The sequence below is a fragment of the Bacteroides salyersiae genome, assembly GCF_031172035.1.
GTDB classification, from domain to species: domain Bacteria; phylum Bacteroidota; class Bacteroidia; order Bacteroidales; family Bacteroidaceae; genus Bacteroides; species Bacteroides salyersiae.
In genome coordinates this window covers 1-14,678 of record NZ_CP133452.1, presented here as the reverse complement: position 1 = coordinate 14,678, position 14,678 = coordinate 1, and the positions used below count along the sequence as shown (strand labels likewise).

10 protein-coding genes are annotated in these 14,678 nt (G+C 40.9%); 4 read left to right on the top strand and 6 right to left on the bottom strand.

The genetic code is table 11. The features are described 5' to 3' along the window. The first annotated feature begins 53 nt into the window (after positions 1-53). From mtaB to RB604_RS00040, 3 genes are read left to right on the top strand one after another with little or no spacing between them, the layout of a single operon-like run. On the top strand, positions 54-1,373 hold the full coding sequence (gene mtaB, locus RB604_RS00050; RefSeq protein WP_007482133.1) for a tRNA (N(6)-L-threonylcarbamoyladenosine(37)-C(2))-methylthiotransferase MtaB: 1,320 nt from the start codon (positions 54-56) through the stop codon (positions 1,371-1,373). Next, the gene (locus RB604_RS00045; protein WP_007482134.1) at positions 1,374-2,405 is read left to right on the top strand and encodes a glycosyltransferase family 2 protein; all 1,032 of its coding nucleotides are present in this window, start codon (positions 1,374-1,376) and stop codon (positions 2,403-2,405) included. 5 nt (positions 2,406-2,410) lie between these two features. Then, on the top strand, positions 2,411-2,932 hold the full coding sequence (locus RB604_RS00040; RefSeq protein WP_005933538.1) for a methylglyoxal synthase: 522 nt from the start codon (positions 2,411-2,413) through the stop codon (positions 2,930-2,932). 426 nt (positions 2,933-3,358) lie between these two features. On the opposite strand, the gene RB604_RS00035 is transcribed toward RB604_RS00040, so the two are convergent. The 5 genes from RB604_RS00035 to RB604_RS00015 form a co-directional block, all read right to left on the bottom strand. Then, on the bottom strand, positions 3,359-4,318 hold the full coding sequence (locus tag RB604_RS00035; protein ID WP_055294887.1) for a hypothetical protein: 960 nt from the start codon (positions 4,316-4,318) through the stop codon (positions 3,359-3,361). A 283-nt stretch (positions 4,319-4,601) separates the two neighbouring features. Continuing rightward, positions 4,602-4,973, bottom strand: a complete 372-nt coding sequence (folB, locus tag RB604_RS00030) for a dihydroneopterin aldolase (RefSeq protein WP_055294783.1) — start codon at positions 4,971-4,973, stop codon at positions 4,602-4,604. 60 nt (positions 4,974-5,033) lie between these two features. Beyond that, positions 5,034-6,044, bottom strand: a complete 1,011-nt coding sequence (locus RB604_RS00025; protein WP_055294785.1) for an acyltransferase family protein — start codon at positions 6,042-6,044, stop codon at positions 5,034-5,036. A 124-nt stretch (positions 6,045-6,168) separates the two neighbouring features. Beyond that, a complete protein-coding gene (locus RB604_RS00020) occupies positions 6,169-8,871 on the bottom strand; it encodes a 4-alpha-glucanotransferase (RefSeq protein ID WP_055294787.1) in 2,703 nt (900 codons plus the stop codon). 768 nt (positions 8,872-9,639) lie between these two features. After that, positions 9,640-12,177, bottom strand: coding sequence for an adenosylcobalamin-dependent ribonucleoside-diphosphate reductase (locus RB604_RS00015; RefSeq protein WP_005933524.1), 2,538 nt, complete (start codon positions 12,175-12,177; stop codon positions 9,640-9,642). 287 nt (positions 12,178-12,464) lie between these two features. Here RB604_RS00015 and RB604_RS00010 point away from each other — a divergent pair, with 287 nt between their 5' ends. Further along, positions 12,465-13,205, top strand: a complete 741-nt coding sequence (locus RB604_RS00010; protein ID WP_055294789.1) for an NADPH-dependent oxidoreductase — start codon at positions 12,465-12,467, stop codon at positions 13,203-13,205. 51 nt (positions 13,206-13,256) lie between these two features. Here RB604_RS00010 and dnaA read toward each other — a convergent pair whose 3' ends face one another. Beyond that, entirely contained in the window at positions 13,257-14,678 is a 1,422-nt protein-coding gene (gene dnaA, locus RB604_RS00005) for a chromosomal replication initiator protein DnaA (protein ID WP_005933520.1), read from the bottom strand.

Sequence of the window (14,678 nt, the reverse complement as noted above, 5' to 3'; positions counted from 1 at the left end):
TTACTTTTCTTATATAATATGTAACTTTGTCACAAATATGCGTTTATTAAAATATGATAGATACCACTGTATTTCAAAATAAGACAGCTGTTTACTATACGTTAGGCTGTAAGTTGAATTTTTCTGAGACCTCGACTATTGGTAAGATTTTGCGGGAAGCAGGTGTACGTACGGCTCGTAAGGGAGAACATGCGGATATCTGTGTTGTGAATACATGTTCGGTGACCGAAATGGCGGATAAGAAGTGTCGTCAAGCTATTCACAGACTGGTGAAACAGCATCCGGGCGCTTTTGTTGTGGTCACAGGATGTTATGCACAGCTTAAGCCGGGTGACGTGGCGAAGATTGAGGGTGTAGATGTGGTATTGGGTGCTGAACAGAAAAAAGATTTGCTTCAATATTTAGGTGATTTGCAGAAGCATGGAGAAGGAGAAGCTTATACTACGGCAACCAAAGATATCCGTTCGTTTGCACCGTCTTGTTCGCGGGGAGATCGTACCCGCTTTTTTCTGAAGGTACAGGATGGCTGCGATTATTTTTGTTCTTATTGTACCATTCCTTTTGCTCGTGGGCGTAGCAGAAACGGAACGATTGCTTCGATGGTGGAGCAAGCTTGTCAGGCTGCTGCCGAAGGCGGTAAGGAGATTGTGCTTACCGGTGTGAATATCGGTGATTTCGGTAAGACGACCGGAGAAACTTTTTTTGATTTGGTGAAAGCCCTTGATGAAGTGGAAGGCATTGAGCGCTATCGTATTTCTTCCATCGAACCGAACTTGTTGACAGATGAGATTATAGAATTTGTATCCCGTTCCCGTCGTTTTATGCCTCATTTTCATATTCCTTTGCAATCGGGCAGTGATGAGGTGCTTAAACTGATGCGCCGTCGCTACGATACGACTTTGTTTGCTTCTAAAGTAAAAAAAATAAAAGAGATAATGCCAGATGCCTTTATCGGTGTGGATGTGATTGTGGGTACACGCGGTGAAACCGGAGAGTTCTTTGAAAATGCCTATGAATTTATTGCCGGGCTGGATGTGACACAGCTTCATGTATTCAGTTACTCGGAACGTCCGGGTACACAAGCGCTGAAAATAGAGCATGTGGTAACTCCCGACGAGAAACATAAACGTAGCCAGAGGTTGCTGACTCTTTCTGACGAGAAAACGCGCTCTTTTTATGTCCGTCATACGGGGCAGGTGATGCCTGTTTTGATGGAAAAGACTAAGGCTGGTTTGCCGATGCATGGTTTTACTACTAATTATATACGGGTAGAAGTTGAAAATGATCCTTCTCTTGATAATAAAGTGGTTAATGTTTTGTTGGGTGAACTTAATGAGGAGGGAACGGCATTGAAAGGCACTATTCTATCATAAATGAAAAAGATATCGATTGTTATATTGAATTGGAATGGCTGTGAGATACTCCGTTCATTTCTTCCGTCGGTAATTCATTATTCGGATGGAGACGATATAGAGATATGCGTGGCAGATAATGGTTCTACGGATACTTCTGTTGCCATGTTGCGGGAGGAATTTCCTGCTGTCCGTTTGATTCTGTTGGAACAAAATCACGGTTTTGCAGAGGGGTATAATCTTGCTTTAAATAAGGTAGATGCGGAATATGTCGTTTTGCTGAATTCGGATGTGGAGGTAACGGAACATTGGCTCGAACCACTTGTTGCCTATATGGATACTCATCCCGAAGTGGCGGCTTGCCAGCCGAAAATTCGCAGTTGGCATCAAAAGCAGATGTTTGAATACGCTGGTGCGGCAGGTGGCTACATTGATCGTTATGGTTATCCTTTTTGCCGGGGGCGCATGATGGGGACGACGGAAAGAGATGAAGGACAATATGATACCGTTGTTCCGGTCTTTTGGGCTACGGGGGCTGCTTTGTTTATTCGTCTGACGGATTATACGGATGTAGGTGGGCTCGATGCACGTTTTTTTGCGCATATGGAAGAGATCGACCTTTGTTGGCGGCTTCGTTCGCGGGGGAGAGGCATTGTCTGTATTCCACAAAGCGTAGTTTATCATGTAGGTGCGGCAACACTGAAAAAAGAGAGTCCGCGTAAGACTTTTCTCAATTTTCGTAATAACCTTGTCATGCTTTACAAAAATCTTCCTTCTGAAGAATTAAGTGGGGTAATGCGTGTTCGTACGATTCTTGATTACGTCGCTGCCTTTCAATTTTTGCTTAAGGGACAGTTTGGGAATGCCAAGGCGGTGCTTCATGCACGAAAAGAGTATAAGCGGCTTCGTTCTTATTTTAGTAAGGCCCGGGAGGAAAATTTACGAAAAACTTATGTGAATCCGATTCCCGAACAGATAAAAAACTGTATCTTGTGGCAGTTTTATGCGAAAGGGCGCAAGCGTTTTTCGCAATTGTCTAACTTTAAAGGATAGCATAAATGGAAAAAAGGTTGGTTAGAAAGATCGGTTTGGTGGCACATGATGCTATGAAGAGAGATCTTATTGAATGGGTACTTTGGAATTCCGAATTGTTAATGGGGCATAAGTTCTACTGTACGGGGACGACCGGAACACTGATTTTGGAAGCTCTTAAAGAAAAGCATCCCGATGTAGAGTGGGATTTTACTATTTTGAAATCCGGTCCGTTGGGGGGTGACCAACAGATGGGATCACGTATTGTGGATGGGGAAATTGACTATTTGTTTTTCTTTACCGATCCAATGACACTGCAACCTCACGATACAGATGTTAAAGCCTTGACCCGCTTGGCCGGCGTGGAGAATATCGTGTTTTGCTGTAACCGTTCTACGGCCGATCATATCATATCCAGTCCATTGTTTATGGATCCCGACTATGAACGGACTCATCCCGATTATTCCGGATATACCAAGCGGTTCGAGAACAAACCGGTGGTAACGGAAGCAGTGGCATCTGTCAATAAGCGTAAGAAAAAGAAATAACGGATTTGAGAAAAAAGATATAGCATCTTTTAAAAAAGGATGTAACAGGTTTCAGTAAAAGATGTAACGGTTTTTAAAAAAAAGATGTAGCAAGCTTCTTCGGAAAGATGCTATATCTTTTTTTGTAAACGACATTTTGATGTGAAGTAGACAGAATTTATATTCCCAAATAACTTGTTTTTCAGTTTGATTTCCCCCTTTCACCTTCTTCACCTTCTGGTTGTATCCCCTTATTGATGGGTAATACGAGGTGAAAGCTTTCTTGATACTGTTCTTGTGGAAAGCAGTTAGGATGTTTAGTGCACTTGTGTAGCCGATTCAGCCGTCTTAGGCATGATGTATAAGAGACGGGGATACCGCCTTCACCTTGTATTGCCCATCAATAAGGGGATGTAGTGAAATGGTGAAGGAAGTGAAGGGGGCGAATTATAGGGCTGCAATAATGTTTTTCTGTTTTTCAAGAAAAGCGATACGTTGTGTTTCTCCACTTTCTGATATCTGTGTAGAATGTCGTTTCAAAGATTGAATCCATTTCTTTTGCATCCGGCAGATATGAGGATTTTGCGAATCCATGGAATTGAGAGAGTAGATACTGAAAAGGCTGACCTCAAAGTTCTTTTTGGAAATGTAGCTGTAAGTCGTTTCAAAATTAATGTTTGACAGATAAATGGATAATTTATTACCATTATTGAACTCCCCTTTGACAGACAGGTATTCCAGATCGGTGAGCAGTTGTTGCAATTCTTTTTTTAGCTGGATGACATCCTTTGCAGATATTAGCTTTAATCCGGCAAAGTATTGTATTTCTTTTACGAAAGAATGAAAGATGCTGTTGTCCCATATAAAATAGGTCTTTCCACTTTTTTTTGCACTTTCACTTAATCTTTTATGGGCGATAATAAGCTTTTCCGGAATTTGTACTTCAGATAGGGAATTGGGAGCTTGTATTTCTCCGTTTTGGTAAATCCATTGGCACAGGCGGAATTTTGTGAGGTATTCGTATGATGAATAGAGTACAAATGGAATTGTATTGGAGGCAGTATATATTTCAGTATTATCATCTCCTTTTATAAGATAGAGGAGTTGGTGATAGTGCTCTATAATTTCATGATAACTTTCTAACAGATCGGATTTATGTAATAAATTCATATTAAAAGTTACTCGGTTTGCTAAGTGGTTTCCGATAATCTGGTCGATAGATATTCCCAAGTTGCAAGAGATTATGGCTATTTCGTCAAGGGTGAATGCTACTTCTCCCCGTAATCTACGGTAGGCAGCTTCTTTTCCTATGCATAATGTATTTATCAGATAACTTGCCAGACTTTGATCTTGTGGCATTCTATCTTTCATTTCATTAATCAATTCTTTTACGATATAGCTTTTTATCATGTTTTTTTCTTTACTTTTATTAGTAGTCAGGAGATTGTTTATGGGTTGAGACTTGCATTTGCTACAAATTTAGGAATAGAAAATAAAAATTAAATGATTCTTATCATGTGCGCAATTAAATACTTTTTCTTATTAAGTAATCCGGAAAAGCAAATTGGTGTAAAGCGAAAAACGGATGCGTAGTTTATCGGGAATTTATAGAGAGAGGAAAAGAATGTTTACCGGATATTCTCTTTTCGTGCATGAAATAAATATTGGAATCATGAAATGGAATGCAAAATTAGCTTCTGGTACAGTGCATTTCTACTCCTGCAGAATCAATGTCTGCTCCCATTGGGGGATTTCTTTTTGACAACTTGATTTCTATCTCTTCAATGCCCGGAAACTCTTGAAATAATCTGGTCGCGATACGTCCGCATACATGTTCTAATAATTTGGACGGTATTTCCATCTCCTGTTTCAGTATTGCATAAATGTCCGCATAACTGATTGTATCGTCTAACTCGTCTGTGACGGCAGCATGTTTGAAATCTGTTTTTAACCTTAGATTGATGTAAAATTCATTACCTGTAACCGTTTCCTGCGGGGCTACTCCGTGGTGGGCAAAGAAAAGTACATTTTTCAGAAGTATATGGCAACTGTTTATATTCATGATAGTGTTTTTAAGATGATCTGTTTTGCAAAGATATAATAAAACTCGGATATGTCTCTTTTATCTGATTTTAATCAAATCTTTTTGTGCTACTACTTGCGGCATGACTTTTAGAAAAAATGGGGTCAATACAATACAAATGGCAAGGGTCACGAATAACAAAGTAAAGGAGAGTACCCATTCGTTGTGGATGTATCGCGATACGAATTGTCCGCCAAAGTGGAGTATGGGGCCGTGAATGCCGAGTGTGATGACCGAATAACGTCCGAGATAGGATATTACGGAGATGTGCTTGATCCGTTTGCAGAAAAGCATGATCATAAAGATGCCGGCAAGCGCGGCTATATAGAATTGAGCGATATTTCCTGTATAGCTGTTGGTGCGCATTCCGGGGGTGGTAGCGGTAAAATACATGATGGTAAGGGCCATTGCCATAAACAATGGGATCCATTTATCGAAACGGTGAGGAAATAAGAAGAAATTATAACGCCGTATCCAGAATCCGGCTGCATAAAATGGGAGGGCAGTCATTGCCACATCCATGTAAAATGGCAGTTCGAAACGATATTTTCCCATATAGAATCCCGCAGCCCCTATGAGCAGGGTAGAGGCAAACATCAAATTCAAATGTTTGTTGCGTAAAAAATGGATCAGGTAAAACAGGATGTTACAGTTAAACAGGGCTATTAGAAACCAGATAGGCGGATTGAATTTAATCAAGTCGTGACCGTGGAAGATGACGAGCATTTCACTCCACTGAACCGGTAAATGGAATACTCCCGGAGCGATTTTCCATACGACGTATTTTAGTAGGAAAGCGGTTATATAGAAGAAAGTGAAAGGAATGAGCAATTTGTTTATTTTGCGGATAAGAAAACCAGCAAACCCTTCATAGGATTTAAAGAAGATGCCGGATATAAAAAAATAAAGCGGCATGCGAAAGCAGGATATCATTGAACTTTCATCGAATTTGGCAAATGCTCCGTCAATGTGTGCCATAACCACCAGAATGATGCAGATCCCTTTGGTTAGGTCTACAAAATCAATCCGTTTATTTGTGTTGTCGTTCATTATCTGCTTTTTAAAGTGCACAAAGATACAGGATATCTATTAAAAAACAACGCCTCCTCCGGATTGATTTATCGGGAGAAGGCGTATTGATGATTTTAGAATGAACTTGTTGTTGAACGGGCTGTTATTTTTCCGGTTTTCTTCCGGTCTGTTTCACGAGCTCTTTTATTTTTTCATTCAGACTTTCTGCTTTCATCAGTTGTTCTAATGTCAGATGCATGCGGTAACGCCAATAATGGCGTGGGTTGGCAGGTACGTTGATACGTTCTTCCTGTACATTCGGATTGCGCCATTTACCGTCTATCGACAACCAGTCTTGCAACGAGAGGATGCAAAGGATAGAGTTGCTATACAGATGTTTGCGTACTACCTCTTCGCACAATTCCGGAGTGGCTGTCGATGGAGCGGAACCGTAATGTCCGAGCATCGTATTATAATACCTTTGTGTCTGCTGATAGTCCTCTTCCCACCATCCGCGGAGCGTCGACATGTCATGTGTGGAAATGGTACAGACCGAACGATACGGATACTCATCCAGATGTCCGAATTCGTAAGCCGGATTTTTAGGCATGCGTTGTATCTCCAAGCTGAGGATACGTAAATCGTTCATCACCCAGGCTACGCAATCAGGAATCATACCAAGATCTTCACCACATACCAGCATGCGGGTGGACTGTGTCAATTGAGGCAACTTTTTCATGGCTTGTTGTTGCCAGAATTGATTGTGACGATGGTAGTAATATTGATCGTACAAACGGTTGAAAGCGGCTTTTTCCCAATCGTTCAAGGAGCGATATATGAAGTCGTGCTGTACACCGATACGCGGATGATATTTATGGGCTTCTTGTCGGTCCGGTACAAACAATACGTCACTGATAAGTGCATAGAGTCCGTCACGAATCCAGATGCTGTCATCATCGGTTTTTCCGGTGAAGAAAGCTTCTATTTTACGTTGGGTATCGAATTCGGGACGCATGCGGTACACCTCCCATGTTTCGGTAGGCTCGATAAAGGTCTGTTTTACATAATCGGTATGTGGACCGAATAATTGCCCCAGGAAATATTCATGGATATAAGGTTTTAAAAACTCTTCACGGAAGGGCAATCCGTAACTTTCTATCTCTTCGCGGCTCATGGGCAATGAGGGCACAAACTGGCCTAACAATCCATGAACTGCATTCATGGGTATTTCCCAGATGCGGAAGAATCCGAGTATATGGTCGATACGGTAAGCGTCGAAGTATTCGGACATTTTTTTGAAACGCTTCATCCACCAGCTATAACCGTCTTGTTCCATCACTTCCCAATTATAAGTAGGAAATCCCCAATTTTGTCCGTTTACAGAGAAATCATCGGGCGGTGCACCGGCCTGACCGTTGAGGTTGAAGTAATAAGGCTCTGTCCAAGCTTCTACACTGTTGCGACTGATTCCGATAGGAATATCCCCTTTAAGTACTACACCGTTTTCGCGGGCATAAGTGGTTGCTTCCAGCAGTTGAAGATGAAGATTAAATTGGATATAGAAATAGATAGAGATGAATGGATAATCTACTGAATCCGGTTGGCACATCTTTTCTATTTCATCTGCATTGTATGTGGCATGGCGTGGCCATTCACGGAAATTGGGCGTTTGGAATGCGTCACGTAAATAGCTGAAAACAGCATAGGGTTGTAGCCATTCCTTATTGGCATCGAAGAAAGTTTTGAAAGCTTTGGATGCTAATACTTTTTCACCTTCCTGGAGGAAGATAAGGCGGAAATACTCCCATTTTGTCCGATTTACCGCCTCATAGTCGATGGTAGGAAGTGTATTCAGCTCTTTTTGTTTTTTGTTGAAAGCCGAGGCTGCTTCTTTGTTCTTTAACGTACCCATTCTTTTGAGATCGGCGTACATCGGATGAAATGCATAGATGGAGATACTGTTGTATGGATAAGAATCTGTCCATGTATGCGTCATGGTAGTATCGTTGATCGGTAGTATCTGTACTACTTTCTGGTCGGTGCTGACCGCCCAGTCGATCATACGTTTCAGATCGCCAAAGTCGCCTACGCCGAAGCTCTTTTCTGATTTCAGTGAGAAAATAGGAACGGCTACTCCTGCACCTTTCCAGGCAGGAATATCAAAGTATGCATAACGGTCGGAAATGACAAGTGTCTCGTTGGCTTTCAGTTCCGGCTTTGCCATATAACGGTTGGGATTGTTTTCCCATGCTTCGGCATGTTTTTCTTTTTTGTTGTAGAGTATGAATTTGTACTCGATAGGGAAACTCAGTTTACCGGCATCCAGTTCTGTTTGCCATTCTGGAAAATTGATATCGCTCATCAATAACGCTTTGTCCGGATTCCAGTCTCCCAATATCTTTTGATTACCACAAATAGCCAGGCAATAATCTTCGTTGACACGTGGAGCATATGCTTTTATCATCAGCCCCTTTTTATAACTTTTGGGTATTTCCATTCTGTTTCGGTGCGCCAAAAGTGATTCGGTGAAAGCCGAGCTATAAAAATATTGCTGTTCAGGAAGATTTTTCCAACTGTCATTTATGAGGTATCTCTTTTTGCTGTCTCCTATAAGATAAAGACGACGGGGAAAGCTGTCCCATTCACGACGAACTGCTTTTCCGTCTTGCCAGATGAGATAGCTATAGTCTACTATTCCTCTTTCGGAAATCTGTATTTCAGTTTCTACTGTCCAATGAATCCCATCTACGGTATGGAGAGGAATGGAATGTTCGGGCTGATTATTTCCCAATTCGGGGGCAGAACCTGTAATCCTTACTTCTTCTCCCCAGTTGGTACGGTATTCAATATTAAACGATACTGTCATATATATTAGATTTTGATTATAGACGATTGATTGATAATGCAAGTATAAGACATTCTTTTTATATATTATGTATTGGGATTATTGGAAGTAATTTAAAATGTTATGCAAACGTTTGTGTTGAGGTGTACTTTTCTTTTGTCTTGATACAAAAGAAAAGATACCAAAAGAAAAAATCAAGGCTGCATTTTTTCTCCTACTCTCTTCCTTCGTTTCGCTAAAGGGGCTCGAACTCGCTTCGCTCAGACAATCGCCCCTTTTTACGCTACACTGCGGGCGTTCGCTTGACGGAGAAAAAATGAGGCCGCTGCGGTTACCGTAGAGCAGTGAGGCATTTGCTCGTTTTTTCGATTGTATGTTGTGCATATTTGTTTTTTGTATGATTCTTATATATGATTCCCATATATACTTTTCCTATATGATTCTTTAGTATGACTTATCTATGCTCTTTTATATCAAATTTTCTCTTTATTATATTTAATGAAAGGACTTTGCCCTTTTCGTTTTCGATTGTTTTTATATGATAAAAGTTTATTCTTATTATATTCCTGTGCTTATGTCATTATTTATCATTTCCACGCCGAATGGCTCCCCGGCCTCATTTATGTAGCGTAAAACGGAACTCCGGTAAAAAGCGTAGAAAGGGCGATTGTTTGAGCGAAGCGAGTTCGAGCCCTTTTAGCTTTTTGCCGGAGTGCAGTAGCTACATAAATGCAGCCTTGATTTTTTCTTTGGTTCTTTCTTTTGCATCAAGGCAAAAGAAAGAATAGTTTATCCACAGCGTGATGCCCCACACGTCGTACAAATAAGGCATCCCTCCTGATAGACGAGAGTTTCGTTTCCACAGTTCGGGCATTTCTTACCTTTAGCTTCCGTACCGTCCTGGATATATTTTTTCAACGCACGTTCTACACCATTTTTCCAGGTATTGATATTTTCACTGTCTAACTGTAATGAACTTACCAGTTTGATAACTTGTTCGATAGGCATTCTGTAACGAAGTACTCCTGAAATTAGTTTTGCATAATTCCAGTATTCTTTATTGAACTTTTCGGACAAGCCTTCGATAGTCATTTTATATCCGCGTTTGTTCTCAAACTGGAAGTCGTAGCGCTTGTTTCCATTTTCATCTACATTTTTGATGATACGTCCGCTTACTACGCTTTTCGGGATGAATATCCCTTCGTCGTCGTCTTGCAAACCGGTAAATATCTCGTAAGGATGTCCGTCGAGTAGACCGACCAAGGCTACCCATTTTTCCTTATTGTTTTGAAAACGAACGACGTCTGCTTCAAGTACCGTCGGACGGGTTTCTACAATCGTAGGCGGTTTACATGGAGGTAGTTCTTCTTTCTTATCCGATTTGGTTGAAATCAATACTCCCGAACGTGAGCCGTCACGATAGACCGTACAACCTTTACATCCGGATTTCCATGCTTCTACATATAAACGGTTTACAAGGTCTTCATCCACGTCATTAGGCAAGTTGATCGTAACACTGATCGAATGATCCACCCATTTTTGGATGCGTCCTTGCATTTTTACTTTCATTAGCCAGTCAACATCGTTGGACGTTGCTTTATTATAGGGTGATTGGGCAACCAAATCATCGATCTCTTCCTGTGTGTACCGTTTGGACGGATCGTAGCCGTTGGCTTCCATCCAAGTGACAAATTTATGGTGGAATACGATGTATTCCTCGAAAGCGTCTCCTGTTTCATCCACGAAGTCCACATGTACATTTGTGTCGTTCGGATTTACTTTTCTGCGGCGTTTATATACCGGTAAGAAAACAGGCTCGATACCTGAGGTGGTTTGTGTCATCAAACTGGTTGTTCCGGTCGGGGCAATGGTAAGGCAAGCTATATTGCGGCGGCCGTATTTTTTCATCTCTTCGTAAAGTTCCGGATCTGCTTCGCGCAGGCGATTGATGAATGGATTTTCTTTTTCACGTTCCGTATCGTATATTTCGAAAGCGCCACGTTCTTTTGCCATCTCTACAGAGGAACGGTAGGCACAAAGAGCCACTGTTTTATGGACTTGTTCGGAAAACTCGGTAGCTTCCTCTGTTCCGTATCGCAGTCCCAATGCGGCAAGCATATCACCTTCGGCGGTGATACCTACACCTGTACGTCTTCCCTGACCGCTTTTCTTATATATTTTTTCCCATAACACACGTTCGGTACGTTTTACCTCTTCATTTTCCGGATCTTCATTTATCTTTTGCATGATCCGTTCTATCTTCTCCAGTTCCAGGTCGATGATATCGTCCATGATACGTTGTGCCAATGCTATATGTTTTTTGAAGAGATCGAAATCAAAATAAGCATCCGGCTTGAACGGATTTACTACGTATGAGTATAAATTGATGGCCAACAGACGGCATGAGTCGTAGGGACATAAAGGAATTTCTCCACATGGGTTGGTAGAAACGGTTTTATAGCCGAGATCTGCATAACAGTCAGGGACGGATTCACGAATGATCGTATCCCAGAACAGTACACCCGGTTCTGCTGATTTCCATGCATTGTGCACAATCTTTTTCCACAGAACGGAAGCGTCAATTTCTTTTGTTGTTGTCGGATTAGCGGATTCAATCGGATATTGTTGTACATAAGACTGATTGTCTATGGCAGCTTGCATGAAAGCATCGTCCAGTTTTACGGAAACATTGGCTCCGGTTACTTTTCCTTCCGTCATCTTGGCGTCGATGAATGCCTCAGAGTCTGGGTGTTTGATAGATACGCTTAACATTAATGCTCCCCGACGTCCGTCTTGTGCAACTTCTCGTGTAGAGTTGGAGTAGCGTTCCATAAAAGGAACCAAACCGGTAGAAGTCAATGCGGAGTTTTTGACAGGCGATCCCTTAGGGCGGATATGTGAAAGATCATGACCCACACCACCGCGTCTTTTCATTAATTGTACTTGCTCCTCGTCAATTTTGATAATAGCACCGTAAGAGTCGGCCGATCCGTCTACACCGATTACAAAACAGTTGGATAATGAAGCTACCTGATAGTCATTACCGATACCGGTCATCGGGCTACCTTGTGGAACAATGTATTTAAAATGATCGAGCAGTTTGAATAATTCTTCCGCACTAAGGCCGTTAGCGTACTTGGCTTCGATACGTGCCACTTCGTTTGCAATTCTCCAATGCATATCTTCCGGAGATTTCTCGTAAATATTTCCGAAAGAGTCCTTAACTGCGTATTTGTTTACCCAAACCCTGGCAGCAAGTTCATCACCTTGAAAATATCGTAAAGATTCTTCAAAGGCTTCTTCATAAGAATAAATTTGTTCTTTCACGTTAGTATGTGTCTTAGATTTCTTTATTTAATAAGTAAATGTGTAGAAGCTTACTTATCATTAACAAACGTGCCTGCAAAGCTATGAATGTTTTTTGGTATATCAAAATAAAAATGGGATAATTTATATATAGATTATAAGTTTCCCGTTTTTAAATGCTAAGTTGTTGAAAAACAATATAATGATGTTTTTGTTTGTTGCTTGAAGTTTTCTAAAAAGAAAATTAATCTATATTATAGAAATAATGAATTGAATATTCTTTTTGTTATCTTTGCAGGAAAAAAGATATGATTGATACCGTTAAGAACAGAAGAACAATCAGAAAGTATTTACAAAAAGATATTTCATCTGATTTGTTAAATGATTTGCTTGAAACTTCTTCCCGTGCTTCTACTATGGGAGGAATGCAGTTGTACAGTGTCGTTATCACGCGTAATGCTGAAATGAAGGAAAAACTTTCACCGGCACATTTTAATCAACCCATGGTTAAGGGGGCTCCTGTTGTACTTACATTTTGTGCAGATTTTCGTCGTTTTAGTAAATGGTGTGAACAGCGTAACGCAGTGCCCGGGTACAATAATTTGATGTCGTTTATGAATGCGGCAATGGATACATTGTTGGTTGCACAGACTTTCTGTACATTGGCGGAGGAAGCTGGTTTGGGAATTTGTTATTTGGGGACTACCACTTACAATCCTCAAATGGTTATTGATGCTTTGCAACTTCCTGAACTTGTTTTTCCTATCACTACGGTAACGGTAGGTTACCCGGATGGTATTCCTGCCCAGGTAGACCGTTTGCCGTTAGAGGCAACTGTTCACGAAGAGTATTATCATGATTATTCCAAAGCCGATATTGATAAACTGTATGCTTATAAAGAATCATTGCCGGAAAATGAGCAGTTTGTGAAAGAAAACCGGAAGGAAACATTGGCGCAAGTATTCACAGATGTTCGTTATACGAAGAAAGATAACGAGTTCATGTCTGATAATTTATTGAAAGTGTTGCATCAGCAAGGATTTATGTGATTTATCATATGAAAAAAGAGAGACTGGAACTTTAATAGTCTCTCTTTTTTATTAACTGTTTTTCTTTTTCAGTGAAGATTCTATAGTTTCCAGATCGGCACGGAATCCCTTATCGACTTCGCATTGCCCTTTTACGGTTTTGCATGCGTGGAGTACGGTGGCATGATCTTTGTTTCCAATAAATTTCCCAATTTTCGAAGTAGAGAAATCTGTGTATGTCTTTGCCAAATACATCGCTACTTGACGTGCTTGTACCACTTCTCTTTTTCTTGATTTGGTATGAATGGCGTTGGTCTCAAGGCCAAAATGTTTGCAAACAGTATTGATAATGTCGTCAATACTGATACTTTTGGTCTCATTACGGACAACACCGCGAACGATATGTTGCGCCAAGTCGAGATCTATCTCCTTATTGAAGATTGTAGAACGTGCCATAATAGCGATTACGATACCTTCCAGGTCACGAACGCTTTCATTGACATTTTCCGCAATATAGTCTATAACCTCCGGTGGAAATTGCAATCCGTCACGATGGATTTTATTTCGTAAAATATTCTTCCGCAATTCTACTGTCGGTTTTTCCAACTCGGCTACCATTCCCCATTTGAAGCGGGTCAAAAGACGCTCTTCCATTCCTTGTAATAATACAGGAGCACGGTCTGAAGTCAGAATTAATTGTTTGCCGTTTTGATGCAGATGATTGAAAATATGAAAGAAGGTATTTTGAGTCTTGGTGACGCCTGCAAATTCTTGAATATCATCAATAATTAATACATCGATCGTCTGGTAGAAGTTGATGAAGTCATTGGTCGTATTGTTACGTACAGAATCTGTGTATTGCACTTGAAAGAGATGGGCCGATACGTATAACACTCTTTTTTCGGGGTATATCTCTTTGATTCTTGTACCGATGGCGTTGGCAAGATGCGTTTTTCCCACTCCGGATGCACCATGCAGGAATAAAGGGTTAAAAGCTGTACCGGCCGGGTTTTGGGCAACGGCTTCAGCGACGCTTCTTGAAAGTTTATTGCTATATCCTTCGATGAAGTTTTCGAAATTGTAGTTCGGATTCAGATGGGGATCCAAATCTTGAGGAGCCGGAGCGTGTAATATATTCGGTGCTTTATTACCGTTACCGCGAATAATGCTTGGTTGCGGTACGGCTATAGAACGGTTACTGGCTTCAAGATTTACCGTTTTATTCGGTATTGAAGTCCGGTCTACCATTACATTATACATCAACTTGGTTCCCTCGCCAATGACTTTATATAACGTTTTTCGTAGCAAGTCCACAAATTTATCTTCCAGAAACTCGTAAAAGAACTGGCTGGGTACTTGTACAATCAACGTTTTGTCCTCATATTTTAATGGTACAATGGGAACAAACCAAGTTTTATATGTCGAATCGGGAACATTGTCTCTAATAATTTCAAGACAGCGGTTCCACAGCCCGACATGATTCGATTCACTCAT